Annotated in this window: 6 protein-coding genes and 1 pseudogene; 2 read left to right on the forward strand and 5 right to left on the reverse strand. The window is 44.0% G+C overall.

Annotation, left to right across the window (positions count from 1 at the left end; genetic code table 11):
- Nucleotides 1–117 precede the first annotated feature (117 nt).
- From DP114_RS18325 to priA, 5 genes and pseudogenes are all read right to left on the reverse strand, one after another.
- Nucleotides 118–3,093 (reverse strand): AMP-binding protein, encoded by a 2,976-nt coding sequence (locus DP114_RS18325; RefSeq protein ID WP_171976769.1) that lies wholly within the window; start codon nucleotides 3,091–3,093, stop codon nucleotides 118–120.
- Between the two features lie 94 nt (nucleotides 3,094–3,187).
- Nucleotides 3,188–4,582 carry a cytochrome P450 gene (locus DP114_RS18330; protein WP_171976770.1) on the reverse strand — a complete coding sequence of 465 codons (1,395 nt, stop codon included), beginning with the start codon at nucleotides 4,580–4,582 and terminating at the stop codon, nucleotides 3,188–3,190.
- 98 nt (nucleotides 4,583–4,680) lie between these two features.
- Nucleotides 4,681–6,078, reverse strand: a complete 1,398-nt coding sequence (locus DP114_RS18335) for a cytochrome P450 (RefSeq protein ID WP_171976771.1) — start codon at nucleotides 6,076–6,078, stop codon at nucleotides 4,681–4,683.
- A gap of 303 nt (nucleotides 6,079–6,381) precedes the next feature.
- Complete coding sequence (gene glgP / locus DP114_RS18340) at nucleotides 6,382–8,595, reverse strand: alpha-glucan family phosphorylase (protein ID WP_171976772.1); 2,214 nt, start codon at nucleotides 8,593–8,595, stop codon at nucleotides 6,382–6,384.
- A 473-nt stretch (nucleotides 8,596–9,068) separates the two neighbouring features.
- Nucleotides 9,069–11,703, reverse strand: a pseudogene (priA, locus tag DP114_RS18345) (primosomal protein N').
- Nucleotides 11,704–12,911: 1,208 nt separating this feature from the next.
- Between priA and DP114_RS18350 the strand changes: the two are divergent.
- Nucleotides 12,912–14,045, forward strand: a complete 1,134-nt coding sequence (locus DP114_RS18350; protein ID WP_169267194.1) for an RpoD/SigA family RNA polymerase sigma factor — start codon at nucleotides 12,912–12,914, stop codon at nucleotides 14,043–14,045.
- Nucleotides 14,046–14,549: 504 nt separating this feature from the next.
- Nucleotides 14,550–15,350 (forward strand): DUF1838 family protein, encoded by an 801-nt coding sequence (locus DP114_RS18355; protein WP_171976773.1) that lies wholly within the window; start codon nucleotides 14,550–14,552, stop codon nucleotides 15,348–15,350.
- The last annotated feature ends 96 nt before the right edge of the window (nucleotides 15,351–15,446 follow it).

Genomic DNA, 15,446 nt, shown 5'->3' on the forward strand with positions numbered 1-15,446 from the left:
GATAACAGCTTTGGATAAGTTTTTAACACTTAAGTAGGTTGGGCAGAATATAAGAATGTGGGGCTGGATATATACGAATATCCTCATCCAGTCCCTAAAACTTTTATTGTCGGATTACTAGGAAGCAGGAACTTCATTTGCAAGCACATGAGCCTGTGCCCTTTCGAGACTGACTCTTAGCCGTTCGGCTAGAATCTGGACGTGGGGTTCAACCATCATCGTTACATGGTCGCCCGGAACGAAATGGATGTCCACTGCTTCGATAGAAAGCTGGCTCCAGCCGAAAGTCGAATCTCTAAGAACCTCATCAGAAAGCCAAGTAGCAGCATCCCAAGGATGAACCTCGTTGGCTCGGAAGAAAGCAATTCGAGTCGGATAGACCTCCTGTGGCATATAATTAGCCATAGCTTGAAGGTTAGCCTTGAGAACTTTCACTAAGCCACGCACTTGTTTTGTCCCTGCCTCAGAAGGCAGCACATTAACTATTTTCAACTGCTCCACTACATAATTCACTTGCTCGTCTGGAGCAAGGAGAGCGAGGTCATTGTACGATACCTCCAGTTTTTTTCCTAGCAGGCGTCCAAATAAACTGGCAAGCTCAACCATGCATTGAATATCATCCCAATCAACACGTATCGGCTGATTGGGAAGTGGTGCTGGGATGTCTAAAACTGCAAGTAAAGCTACCTGATGCCCAGATGAAAGCAACTGCTGAGATATCTCGAACGCCACCTTACCACCGAAGGAATGACCTCCGAGAAAGTATGGTCCCTGCGGCTGAATGCTTTGTAATGCTTCGATGTAGTGAGCAGCTATTTCCTCAATTTTTGTGTAAGGCTGTGCTTCATCATCAAGTCCAAGTGCTTGCAGACCGTAAAAAGGTTGGTCTTGACCGAGGTGAAGTGCTAAAGTATGCAAATAGAATGTAGTTCCTACACTCCCAGGCACGCAGAAGAAAGGAGGTTTTGAACCGCCCGACTGAATCGCCACTAAAGCAGAATAAGACAAAGCTTCTGGCTTATCATCTTGAGGTAATTCTGCCTGAGAGCTTTCGGAAGGCTCTGAGGAAAGCACTTTTTTTACCAGATAATCAACAAGCGCTTCCACAGTTGGATAGTCAAATATCACCGTTGAACCAAGGGAGCATCCTAGGCTCTGTTCGAGAAGATTTGTCAGTTCAATCACCATGAGTGAGTCGAGTCCCATACTGGTTAAAGGCTGCTGCCAGTCTAACTGGGATGGATCTACTGTCAGAATCTTCGAGATCAGATTCTGAAGATGAGATTTCAGCAACCCCTGACGCTTTTCTGGTGAAGTGTCCAACAGCGCTTTTCGCTCTGGGAAGACTTGTCTTTCGATAACATTAAATTCTTTGTGGATGCTGCTAGCCACCACATCCAAGCTACCATCCAAAAACCCCACCCGACAAGCATGGCGCTGAATCTTATTACTGCCAGTCTTTGGAATACTCCCTGTATTTAGCAGCAGGACAGCATAAACTTGTAAATCATGCTGCTGCGACACCGCTTGACGGATGGCTGCAACTACCTGATCCACATTCAGCTTTTCTAGATAAGTCTGTTTAACTTCACAAGCAATAACTAATCGCTCCTCACTCTCCACTTCCACTGAAAATGCTGCACTACAGCTAGGTTGGAGTGCGGGATGGCTTTTTTCTACGGTAAACTCAATATCTTGAGGATAATGGTTACGACCCCGAATAATGATTAGGTCTTTAAGACGACCCGTAACAAACAACTCTTTATCAAGCAAAAATCCCAAATCGCCAGTACGCAAAAATGGTCCTTCATTGGTATCTGCTAAGTAACCGTGAAAGGTTTCCTTGGTTGCGTCAGGTCGATTCCAGTAACCTTGAGCAACACTCGGACTTGACACCCAAATCTCTCCCACTTCTTCGGGTGGACATTGGATTAAGGATTCAGGGTTAACGATCAGGATTTTCTGGTCCAACCAAGTGCGACCACAACCCACGATTTTTTGGGTACTTTCGCTTTCACCAACCGCTACGACAACTCGGTTTTGCTCAAATGCTGCCTTCTCAATGTTTTGGATTACAGCTGGCTGTTTTTTTAAACCCAAAGAAATACCGACAACGCTCTCAGCCATACCGTAGCCGGGATTAAATGCCTCTCGGCGAAAGCCACACTGAGTAAAGGTGGCGACAAACCGCTCAATAGTTTCTGCACGAACTGGTTCAGCACCGCTAACAGCCAATTCCCAACTGCTCAAGTCAAGCATTGCCCGTTGTTCGGCAGTTGTCTGGAAACAAGCCATGTCATAAGCAAAATTGGGGGCAAGGCTTTGAGTCGCTTTGTAACGGGAAATCGCCATTAGCCAGCGCAAAGGCTTTTGTAGGAAGTCCAGTGGCGACATGATCGTAACTGGGAAATCACTGTAAACAGGCTGTATAACTCCAACGATTAACCCTGTATTGTGACCGAATGGCAACCAAGTCACCGTCCGGCTATTGGAGGTCAACTCTCCTGACTTATGGCTCATAGCCAAATTGTGCATCAAATTGCTATGAGCGATCATCACCCCCTTCGGTGTCCCCGTAGATCCAGAAGTGTATTGGAGAAAAGCCAGGGTATCGCTGCTGAGTGTCGGTTTTTGCCAGTCTGCTCCCAGGTCACTGGCAATATTATCAGTAGCTAACAAATGCATCCTTCTTGCCAATTCTGGATTTTCGTCAAAGCGGCTTTCTAAATATACTAATAGAGAAGAAGTTGTGAAAGCTACTTTTACTTCCGCATCTGTGGCGATCGCTTCGAGTCTGGAAAGTGACTGATTGGGGCGGGGTGGATACGCGGGAATAGCGATCGCCCCAGCATACAAACACCCAAAGAAACCGGCAATGAATTCCAGACCAGGTGGGTACAGTAACAACACTCGTTCGCCTGTAGCATTTATGGACTGAAGATAGGCGGCGATCGCCCGTGCTTGTAGTTCTAATTCCTGATAAGTCAGACTGCTGCTTATTGTTTCACCATCTTGGAGAAAAGTATAAGTTTTTTGGTCAGGCTGATTTTGCGAGCGATAGTGCAGCAAGTCTACTAAATTAGAAAATTTCATCGCTATTTGCCGTCTCCTTAAAATATCAAATTTTCACTGATTCTATGGATGCGCTTGTCTCTGCTTGAGCCATCCCAGCCCAAACTATCAATCTTCAAACTGAACTAGAAGTAGTCTCCAAAATACGCTCATTTTGAGAGCGCCTCCCCGTTACCACCATCCGCACACCCCCTTCTGGTCCTGACAGAAGTCCCTTACGTACTGGCTGCACTGGTTTGCTATCAGCGAGTTCCATCTGAACGCGCGACAAAACTGTCGCCAAAACCAGTTTCATCTCAAATAAGGCAAATGCCATACCAATACAGCGACGGTTACCGCCACCGAAGGGTAAATACTCAGAAGGAGCAAATTGATGTTCCAGAAAACGCTCAGGTTTAAACTGCTTTGGATTGGGATATAAATCTTCGCGATGATGGGTTAGATAAATAGATGGAATCAGCAGAGTACCAGGCTCTAACTGATAGCCCATGATGTCTAGCGGTGATTTCACCAGTCGATTTAATGCCGTCGAAACTACTGGGTAAAGACGTAGTGTTTCAGAACAAACTGCATTTAAATAAGGTGATCGCAAAATAGCATTCGTATCAGGATTTTCACTTAAGCGATCCAACTCTTGCAGCAGTTTTTTATGCACCTCTGGCAGACGGTGAATCCAATATAATGCCCAAGCTAAGGAAGTTGCTGTTGTCTCGTGACCTGCGAACAAGAGCGTCATCAACTCATCGCGCAACTCTACATCTGTCATCGGCTGACCTTGTTCATCACGAGCAGATATCATCAAAGACAGGATATCAGTCCGAGATGTATCCAGTTGCTCTTTGCGTTCCCGAATTTCAGCGTAGATGAGTTCATCCATTTGCTGCTGTTGCCGCATCAAGCGCCCCCACGGACTCCAAGGACCTAAATCTCGTTGCAGTGACGGCAAAAAAAGCAGGATTGCTCTCAAAAGAGGTCTGCTCGGATTTAACCTCTCTATGAGGAGTTCCTTTAATTTTTCATAACGGGGGTTATCCTGGAGACCAAAGACTGCTTTTAAAATCACTTGGAAGGAAATTGCTTGCATGGACGGTAGGACAGAAAAGGGTTCGCCGACCTGCCACTGACTCGTCACTTGCTTAGTAATATCGGTGATTAGCTCACCATAAGCTAACATCCTTTCTCCATGAAAGGGGGGTGTCAACAATTTTCGTTGTCGCCGGTGAGGCTTGCCTTCTAGCGCCAGCATTGATTGCTGCCCCAATAAAGGTGATTTAATACCCGCTGGTTCACCCGAGTCCAATAGTTTTGGGTCAGTGGTAAAAATCTGTTGAATCGCTTGGGGGTTACTTATAAATACTTGTGGCTTAAAAACTGGACCAATCCTGAGAGTGAAGATATCACCATAGCGTTGAGTACAAGCTTCCATGTATTCTAAGGGGTTAGTCAGCCATTGAAGCGTCTGTATCAAAGGGTGAGTTTGAGGACCGTCAGGCAGTTGAAGAGTAGGCATTTTTGGTACTTCCTGATACTAAATAATCATTTAATCCATAAATAGCTCGAAGTTTAACGGATTCCACGAAATTCCCGCAACCAATGCGGTGGGATACTTCACACTGAACTAGAGCTAGTCTCCAAAACACGCTCATTTTGAGACCGTCTCCCCGTCACCACCATCCGTACACCCCCTTTTGGTCCTAACAGAAAACCCTTACGTTCTGGCTGCACTAGCTTGCTATCAGCGAGTTCCATCTGAACGCGGGACAAAACTGTTGCCAAAACGAGTTTCATCTCAAATAAGGCAAATGCCATACCAATACAGCGACGGTTACCGCCACCAAACGGCAAATACTCAGAAGGAGCAAATTGACGTTCCAGAAAACGCTCTGGTTTAAACTGCTTGGAATTGGGATATAAATCTTCGCGATGATGAGTTAGATAAATAGAGGGAATCAGCAGAGTACCAGGCTCAAACTCATAGCCCCCGATTTCTAGGGGTGATTTCACCAATCGCTTTAATCCCAACATCGCCACTGGGTAAAGGCGCAGTGTTTCATAACAGACAGCATTTAAATAGGGCAAACGAAAAATAGCGTTCGGATCTGGGTTTTCACCCAAACTATCCAGTTCTTGCAGTAATTTCTCACGCACTTCGCTCACATGGTGCATCCAATATAATGCCCAAGATAACGCACTTGCAGTGGTTTCATGACCCGCTACCAAGAGCGTCATCAACTCATCGCGTAACTCTACATCCGTCATCGGCTGCCCTTGCTCATCGCGAGCCGATATCATCAAAGACAGAATATCACTCCGAGATGAATTGTCTGGTTGCTGTTTGCGTTCCCGAATCTCGGCGTAGATGAGTTCATCTATTTGCTGTCTTTGGCGCATAAAGTTTTTCCAAGGACTCCACGGACCTAAAGCCCGTTGGAGTAATGGGAAAAGAAGCATGACAGCTCTCAACAAAGGTCTCTTTGGATTCAGGATTGCAATCAGGAGTTCTTTGAGCTTTTCGTAACGTGCCCCTTCCTCTAGACCAAAGACAGCTTTCAAAATAACTTGGAAGGAGATTGCTTGCATAGAAGGTAGGACAGAAAAGGGTTCGCCAATCTGCCATTGACTCGTCACTTGCTTGGTAATATCGGGGATTAGCTTACCATAAGCTAGCATCCTTTCCCCATGAAAAGGAGGTGTCAACAGCTTTCGTTGTCGCTGATGAGGCTTACCTTCTAGCGCCAGCATTGATTGTCGCCCCAATAAAGATGATTGAATACCTGCTGGTTCACCAGAGTCCAATAATTTTGGATCAGTGGTAAAAATTTGTTGAATCGCTTGGGGGTTACTTATAAATACTTGTGGCTTAAAAACTGGACCAATCCTGAGAGTGAAGAGATCACCATAGCGTTGAGCACAAGCTTCCATGTATTCTAAGGGGTTAGTCAGCCATTGAAGCGTCTGTACCAAAGGGTGAGTTTGAGGACCGTCAGGCAGTTTCTGTTCGGGCATTTTTGATGCTTTCCTGATACTAAAGAATTATTGAACCAAGACCAGGCTTAGCCTGTCATTTATCAGTTATCAGTTACCAGTTTTCACTGTTTGAAGGACAAGTAAATCTATTATCCAAATATAGCAATCCTACTAAATCAATTCATGAATAACAAGATTCCTGACTTCTTTGAAAAGTCGGAAATCTAAAGAAAAACGTCAATTATGAGCAAGATAGGAAAATTTGTTTCTACTATTAATAAAATAAAAAAAAAGGCAGGTTTTAAACCTGCCTACAAGCTGAACCAAGAAACTTAAAATTCCTTACACTAGAACCTTTGCTAAAATCGGTCCAACACGAGTGGCAATTTCTGGGACGTATACCTGCGAAACGTAATCGGCAATCATCCTATCCGTGTTGAACAATGGTGCATTCGTCTTGATTGATGCCTTCATCATTTGCACCCAGCCGTGAGGAGTGCCGTTAGCATCTTGGTCGTAGTACAAGGGGACTATTTGCTCTTCCAAAAGCTTATAAAGGGATTGTGCATCTATGCTATCTTGTAAATCTTGATCACTGGTGTGAGCATCCTCACCAATTGCCCACCCATTTATCCCTTGACCATTTGCATCTGCTTTGTATCCTTCGCACCACCAACCATCGAGGACGCTGCAATTAATTCCACCATTAAAGCAGACTTTTTGCCCACTCGTACCAGAAGCTTCTAAGGGGCGACGGGGGTTGTTTAACCAAACATCAACACCTTGGACAAGTTTTTGACCAACGTAAATGTCATAGTCTTCAATAAAAGCAACTCGATGCTGAATTGCGGAATGCTGACACCATTCCATTAAGCGTTGGATAATCCGTTTGCCTTCTTCATCAGCTGGGTGAGCTTTACCTGCAAAAATAATTTGTACAGGACGTTGTGCATTGCCAAAAATTCTCATTGCCCGTTCGGCGTCACGCAAAAGCAGATGACCGCGCTTATATGGGCTAAAGCGTCTGGCAAATCCGATAGTCAGCACTTTGGGATCAAGCAGTGTTTCTGCCGCTTGAATTATTTGGTATTGTTCACCGCGTTGTTCCCGTGCTTTTTTCACTTTATATCGAGTGTAGGCAATCAGTCTTTCTTTTAAGACTAAGTGTCGCCACCAGAGTTCCTCATTTGGAATATTATCAACTTTCTCCCACGTCTTCGGGTCAATGACACGAGTTTTCCAGTCTTCGCCTAAGTATTGAGCGTACAGCTCTGCCATTAAGGGAGCAGTCCAAGTGGGCGCATGGACGCCATTAGTAATGTAACCGATGGGGACTTTGTCTTCAGAACGTTGTGGATACAAAATTGTCCACATTTTACGAGAAACATGACCGTGCAATTCGCTGACGCCATTGGCTGCACGACACATCCGTAGTGCCAAAACTGTCATGCCAAAGGGTTCCCAAGGGTCGCCCAGTCGGCGTGCGCCTAATGCCAAGAATTGCTGGCGGGATAGGCGTAGCTGAGTCCAGTAATGGGCAAAGAAGGAGTCTATCAAGTCAGGTGAGAAGACATCATGACCTGCGGGAACGGGTGTGTGGGTGGTGAACACACAACGATTTCGCACATCGGCTTCGATGTCGTAGAAGGATTTGCCAGTGCGCTCAATTTCTTGGCGTGCAACTTCTAAAGTGGAGAATGCAGCATGACCTTCGTTGAGGTGATGGACAGAAGGTTGAATCCCCAAGGCTGTTAACGCTTTGACACCACCAATTCCCAAGACGACTTCTTGGGCAATGCGAGTTTCCTGGTTACCACCGTACAGGTGTCCAGTTAGCCAGCGGTCTATGGGATCATTATCCTGGCGATCGCTATCCAATAAGTAAAGACTCACTCGCCCCACTTGCACTCGCCAAATTTGCACTCTCACCATTCGTTGGCGAACTTGCAATTGTATCGTGATTGGTTCCCCGTGCCAATTTCTCATTAACTCCATAGGCATTTGGGAGAAGGGGTTGTCAACGTAGTAATCTTCTTGCCAACCGCCGCGATTCAACCGTTGTCGGAAGTAACCTTGGCGATACAACAAGCCGACACCAACCATTGGGACTCCCAAATCTGATGCTGATTTTAGGTGGTCACCTGCAAGAATGCCTAAACCACCAGAGTAGACAGGCAAAGATTCATGTATGCCAAATTCAGCACAAAAGTAAGCAATGGGATGTTCTTGGGTAATTTGTGGTGCAACCCGACTCACCCAAGTGTCTTTTGTGCTCATGTATTCGTCAAACTCGCGCACGAGTGACCCTATTTGCTTGAGATAATACGGGTCTTCAGCAAGCTGGGTAAGACGTTCGTATGTCGCTGAGTGTAACATTTCTACAGGATTATGCCCGCAGCGTTCCCATACTTGAGGATCGATGGTTTGGAACAGCGCGATGCGATCGCTCGTCCAACTCCACCAATAGTTATAAGCCAAAGAAGCCAAGCGCTTGAGTGGAAAAGGTAATTTCTCACCCAGTACTTGCACTGCGGTATTTGCACTGCTGATATTCATAAAACTCTAGGTACTCTCTTAGTTTTTCTGTTTTGCCGTCAAAATTTGCTTCCCAGTGGGGAGACAGTGAACAGTGAACAGTGAACAAGGGGTGGACGAGTCCGTTTCCTACCTGATAACTGATACGAGTGGTACTTGATAACTGGTAACTGATAACTGATAACTGATAACTGTTTCAAGCGTGGAGTCGTTTTTTGACGGTTTTTATTTTTCCAGACGTAATCCAAATCATCCTTCTTTTTTGGCAGTTTTGACAACTTGATCTGCATCAAATTAATTGACGTTCTTTTAATTTAGTTTTTATTATTTTTTCTTAATATATGGTAATCAATCAAGATTCCCCACTTCATCTGAATAAATAGAATTTCACAGATTAAACGGGATTGCTATGTTAGGGCTTACGCAGAAGAGATCCCCCAACCCCCTCCCCTTAAAAAGGGGGCTTTTAAGATTCCTTTAGAGCCAGGGCTTGCTTAAATCATATTTAACGGGTCAACATCAATTGTTAAACTGACAGTTTTAGGACAAAGTTGACGCACTTCCTCCCAATCTGGCAACTGTGGTAAGGCACTGGGGGCAAATTTTAGCAATATTTGCCAGCGGTAACGATTGGCAACCCGTAAAATAGAAGCGGGTGCTGGTCCTAAAATGTCTAACCCTTCATGAGTCGCCAAAGCTGCTGCTATGATCCCAGCTGTGTTCTCTACCTGAATTGGATCAGGACTGCTTAAGCGCAATAAAATCAATCTCCCATAGGGAGGATAATTGAGTGCTTGCCGTTGTTCCAATTCGGCATCTATAAAAGACTGATAATCGTGATTTTGTACTGCTTCAATCACAGGATGTTCTGGAGTGTAAGTTTGGACAATCACTCGTCCTGGCTCATCTCCTCTACCAGCACGTCCTGCAACCTGTGTCAAGGTTTGCAATGCTCGTTCGCTGGAACGATAATCTGATAAATGCAGCAGTCCATCTGCAGCAACAACACCCACGAGTGTGACTTGAGGCAAATCTAATCCCTTGGTGAGCATTTGCGTACCGACTAACAAATCTGCTTCACCGTTAACAAACTGTGTCAGAAGAGTACGGTGTGCTCCTTTTGTACGGGTGGTATCGCTATCAAAACGAATGAAGCGCAATTGGGGAAACTGTTTTGCTAACTCCTGTGCGACTCGTTGGGTACCACTGCCGAAAAATTTTAGGTAGGGAGAACCGCATTCTGGACAGCTTTGGGGATGCGATCGCGCAAAATTACAATAGTGACAACGCAGTGTTTGCGGCGCGTTCTCTTCTATATGGTGATAGGACAGCGACACATCACAGTTTGGACATTCCAAAACATATCCACAACTGCGACAAGAGACAAAAGTGCTATGTCCCCGACGATGAATAAATAAAATTCCTTGCTGACGACGTTCTCGCAATTGCTCCAAAGCGGATTGCAAGGAACGACTAAATATAGAACGATTTCCCTGTTGCAATTCTTGCCGCATATCCACAACTTCCACCGGAGGCAGAGGACGGGAGTACACGCGTTCGGGAAGAGAGAGGTAGTGAGTGGGAGGGAGTGAGGAAGTTATTTCTCCCCCTGCTCCCCTGCTCCCCTGCTCCCGTTCGCGCAGCGTGTCCGTTCGCGTAGCGTGCCCTTTGGGCATAGGACTCAGCTTCCCCCACACTCACCCAGGTTTCCAGCGAGGGGGTTGCTGAACCCAGCACCAGGGGACAGTTTTCTAACTCTGCTCGCCACTGTGCAACGGTGCGGGCGTGGTAGGTGGGGATGGGAGAATCTTGCTTAAAGCTGCTGTCGTGTTCTTCGTCTAATATGATTAAACCCAAGTTTGGTAAAGGAGCAAAAACTGCACTGCGCGTACCGATGACAACTTGGGGTTCTCCGGTTAACATTTGCCTCCAGGTGTCGTAACGTTCACCGTCTGAAAGGGCGCTGTGGTAAACGCTCACTTTGTTACCGAAACGAGCACGGAAACGATCAGTCAACTGAGGTGTGAGTCCAATTTCTGGTACTAAGACAAGGGCAGACTTGCCTTTCTTTAGTAGAGGGCTTATTGCTTGCAAATATACTTCTGTTTTCCCAGAACCGGTGACACCATGCAACAAGACTGTAGCGCATCCTTCTAGATGGGTAATGACCCCTAACGCTTCCGATTGAGCTGATGTTAATATCTTGGTCACATCCATTGCGGGAGTCTGTCCTTGTGTACCATCTCCAAGGGGAGGGAACACAGCAGCAGTTCGCAAGACTTCTCGTTCTTGGATGACGATATATCCCTTTTGTTCTAACGTCTTAAGGATGGAGGTACTTGCACTACAAATTTGTAACAGTTCACTTTGCCACAACTCGCCTCCGCGCTTTCGCAGCACTTCCAAAACTTCTCGCTGGCGAATGGTTAAGTCACGTTCAAATGTAGCACCTATCATTGTGACTGCTTTTTGCTGCTTTGGTCGAGTTAGTTGCGGTGGTTCTAAGTAACTTTCGACCATTCCCCGTCGCTGCAATTCGCGTACACCTTGGTAAGCAGCTTTGACTTGGCGTTGCAGGTAGACGAAACTGTAATCTCCATCTGCTTGTGCTTGTAAAAGTTTGAGAATTTGCTGTGCTGGTGAGGAGAGGAAGGGTAGGGAGGATGAAGGGGATGAGAGGTTTGTTTCTTTGTTGTCATTTTTTGTGAGGCGAATGCGACGCTGCGATCGCCCTAACAAACCAGGTGGTAAGGCGATACGTATGACTTGAATTAGCGGTGTATAATAGTATGATGCAACTCGATTCAAAACTTCCCAATAATTCGAGGCAAAAAAACCTACACTGACGACATCTTCTACATTACGGACTTTGTCTATTGGTAAATCTACTGGAATTTGTGTTACAAAACGAATGGCGATTCCTCCTAACACTTGTGTACCAAATGGGACACTTAAAATATCCCCTGGTTTTACTTCCAAATGATCGCTTAGGCGATATGTATAAACTCCTGAACCTCCCGGACAGTCTACTAGTACTTCAATCCAACGATTCACTAGTTTTTCTGACTGGTAAGATTGACCAGGTTCGGCAACTATCAAAGAGGACAAGCTGACACCATTCATATACATACTTTGTGAACTAATAATACAGATATTTTCTTTACCAGAACAGTTCCAAATCCCTAGTCCTTAAGAAGTCTTTTTCTTTGAAATCCTCCAGATAACTCAAGCACTTAGAAAAATAGTTATAAGTCACGAATTAAGTCTTGGGAAAAAAAATCCTGATTCTATCTTTAGGATTTATCCGTAGTCATTCTTTTATAACTTTCGACATAACAATGAGCACCATTAGAACCAGTTTGTCTATCTTAACCAAGATTCCTCAACTCTAAATATATACATCCTTTGGTCGAAAATGTAATTGTCAATACTGCCAACAGACATAATACTTGATAAGTTTCGTCTTATGTAATCTAGTAGAAAAATACTCCTAACTGTAGAAAGCAAGAAATATTTCCGCGAACTCAAACGAAATTAGACAATTCCAGCTTTTTTCAGTTAAGTTTCTATGATTACTAAATGGGGAAAAATGCTTTTCCCCCTATTGATAGATATTTAAGCCTAGGTGTATGTGAGATCCTGTATCAGGAGAAGATATTGCTAAGGTTTTACTTGCCAGATTGCCGATTTCGGGGAAAGATTAAGAGCGATGCATAATCCCACCATCAAAAATCAGATAGTTAATGCCAATTTCCAGACATAAAAAGTCAGAAAAGTAATAAAAACACAAAAAGATTTAAGGATTTGGAGATAAGCGTATGAGTTTTTATAATTGTTAAATATGAGAATTTTCATTCAGGAGGGTTGGAAAGATTTTTAAAACATAAAAAAAGCAACATATGTGTTATTAGCCTGAAAAAAATGTTAATGGGAAGCCACTACCAAAATAAGTTAAGAACTGTATCTATCTGTCACCTACAGATGAAATCAACTGAGGTTTAAGTGTTAAGAATGAAGTATGAACCAACCCCAAAGATAAAAAATTAACGGGCTTGTGTGAGAGTGTTCCCTGTTAGATCGTACTTCTACTTTGATCCCAACTTATGGTAAGTATTGACATTTTTTTAAAAGTCATCCGCTTAACACACTTTTACCAAAGCATGAGCTTCCAGTAATCACAGATAGATACTGTTGTTCAGAATCACACAACTTTTGGGCAAATATTTGTATCTTGTCATGTGGCGGGTGTCTTTATCTTTGAGGAGAATTAACAAGCTTCGCCAGAGTAGCTGTCATTAACTATGTACCAAACAGAGCAATAATCTCTGAGGGAAACTATGAATATAGCTGAATTGGGAACAATGGAGACAATGGGAAATGCTGCCGAAAATGAAGAACTGTTTATTACGTTAGATGCAGTGGCAGAAGATGAGTCCCTAATAGTAGTAGAAAATATAGAAGCCGAAGATCGCGATGGAGACCGGATGGCGGCGGCGCGTCCTTCAGGATATAATAAAACCGAGTATGACGATGCTGTCGGCGCGTTTTTTAAAGAAATGGCTCGCTATCCGTTGCTAAAGCCAGATGAAGAGGTGGAATTAGCGCGTAGAGTCCGGTTTGTGGAAGAAATTAGGGAATTGCAAGCTTCTTTACTTGAAAAGCTCGAAAATCAACCGAGTAAGGAAACTGCTGCTTCCCATCTCGGAATGACAGAAAAACAACTGGAACATCGGTTGTATCAAGGGCGGGTTGCAAAACGTAAAATGATCCGCTCAAACCTACGGTTGGTTGTCTCTATTGCTAAACGATATTTAAATAGGGGAGTTCCTTTTCTGGATTTAATTCAAGAAGGAGCGATGGGGTTAAATCGTGCAACAGAAAAATTTGACCCCGATAAAGGATATAAGTTTTCTACTTATGCCTATTGGTGGATAAGACAAGCAATTACGCGGGCAATAGCTAATGATGCGCGGACAATTCGCTTACCAATTCATATTGTTGAAAAACTTAACAAACTCAAAAAAGCGCAACGAGAACTCAAACAGAGACTAGGGCGCAACCCATCCGAACAGGAAATGGCAGAAGCTTTGGATGTTCCCGCGCCACAACTACGCCAACTGCAACAACTACGACGACAAGCACTGTCCCTCAACCACCGTGTGGGAAAAGAAGAAGACACGGAATTGATGGATTTGCTAGAAGATGAAGACAACCTCTCTCCAGAAGCCAAAATGAATGAAAGCATGATGCGCCAGGAGATTTGGGAAGTTTTAGGTGACGTACTTACTCCACGAGAAAAAGACGTCATCTCTCTACGGTATGGTTTGATTACCAGTGAACCTTGTACCTTGGAAGAAGTTGGTACTATGTTCAATCTTTCCCGCGAGCGAGTACGACAAATTCAAAGCAAAGCTATGCGAAAGTTACGACGTCCTCACATAGCCAAACGCTTAAAAGGGTGGCTGGTGTAGTTGAAAGTCAACAGCAGGACACTTGTGTAGCCGGGTTCCCTGACTTAAGCAAAGTGTCCTTTGACAACTCAAAAGCCAAAAATCTAGAACGATTGACGAAAATTATAAATTATGGGCTAATAACTAACAATTAATAACTATAGGACTACTATTTTATTTTTGGCGAAGCTAGGTACACTTCAAGAGCCTTTTTTCCTGTTAAGCGTTACTCAGATCTTGCACCTCCGGCTGAGTACGCCCAGAACTCAAGTTCTGGGCTAATAAACCAAGTCTGTTAAAACAGACTGAAAAACTAACAAGAGTCCGTTTTAACGCACTTAGACTTTGAGCCAAGAAATTTATTTCTTGGCGGACGAAAAGTATGGTGCAAGATCTGAGGTTAAGCGTTTCCTCCCGTTGAGTATTATTTATCTCCATAAAAAAAAATCTTCATCACTCTTCCCCCATTACCAAACTCTAGGTGATAATTGCGAGCAAAAGTCTTTGAGGATGAATGGAACAAACATGAGTGATTACTTAGATGACTACGAACTTAATAACCTTGATTTTTATCGAAAAAATCATGGATTACAGCTTTATTACAACTGGTCTGGGGAAATTTTGTGGCAAGAAAAACCAGACTTGCCAAGAAAGATATTGTTCTCTATTATTGGCATGAATGCGACGAAAGTCTTTATCAAGCCTAGTCCTGAATACGGCGAAGTTGGGTATCGTATCAATAGAGAATTGGGTTTATTTTGTGACCCTCTGACGCAAGAGATTCTGACTTACTGGAAGTCACCAGAAGCAAATCAAGCAGTACCAGTCGTACATATTGCTAACCGAATTGTACAAGGCTCAGTCAAACCAAAGAAATTTGTCATACCCAAAGGCAGCGGATATATCACCTCTGTAATGGAAATACCTTTGGAATATCCGCATCCGTTAGCAGGAGATAGTAAATACTTAGATTATTGTCCTGGGGAAAAGTTTAATGGAGTGGAATACTTCACATCAAATATTTGCCGACCGGATGCTTCTGATGTCCCTCCTGCGAAGTGGGCGAGGGATTGTCCTTGGATGCCTTGGATGAAGTTAGGATATGGTCATCCAGCTAAATTAAGATTTGAAACAACAATATCTAGAGTCGATTCTTTTGAGCAACTTCATCCTAACTTAGTCAAGCTGGTAAGGGAAAAAGTACCAATTTATCAATTCGCTCCTACAGAAAGTCATGAACCGAATATGACGAGCATTCAGTATTTTAAAAAACACTTTGAATCCTACTTAAAGGGCGATGTTTTCCCAATAGAGGAAACCTCTTGAGAGGGAACGCTTAACAGTAAACAGTGAAAACTGGTAATATCATGTCCGCTTAATTACTTGTAATTCCTGCTTTACCTCACCCTAACCCTCTCCTTA

The sequence above is a fragment of the Brasilonema sennae CENA114 genome (genome assembly GCF_006968745.1).
In the GTDB taxonomy this organism is placed as follows: Bacteria; Cyanobacteriota; Cyanobacteriia; order Cyanobacteriales; family Nostocaceae; genus Brasilonema; species Brasilonema sennae.

Bases quoted from the DNA above. Each gene is read 5' to 3' on its own strand.
- DP114_RS18355 (WP_171976773.1), top strand. From the start codon at position 14,550: ATGAGTGATTACTTAGATGACTACGAACTTAATAACCTTGATTTTTAT.
- DP114_RS18330 (WP_171976770.1), bottom strand. From the start codon at position 4,582: ATGCCTACTCTTCAACTGCCTGACGGTCCTCAAACTCACCCTTTGATA.
- DP114_RS18350 (WP_169267194.1), top strand. From the start codon at position 12,912: ATGAATATAGCTGAATTGGGAACAATGGAGACAATGGGAAATGCTGCC.
- glgP (WP_171976772.1), bottom strand. From the start codon at position 8,595: ATGAATATCAGCAGTGCAAATACCGCAGTGCAAGTACTGGGTGAGAAA.
- DP114_RS18325 (WP_171976769.1), bottom strand. From the start codon at position 3,093: ATGAAATTTTCTAATTTAGTAGACTTGCTGCACTATCGCTCGCAAAAT.
- DP114_RS18335 (WP_171976771.1), bottom strand. From the start codon at position 6,078: ATGCCCGAACAGAAACTGCCTGACGGTCCTCAAACTCACCCTTTGGTA.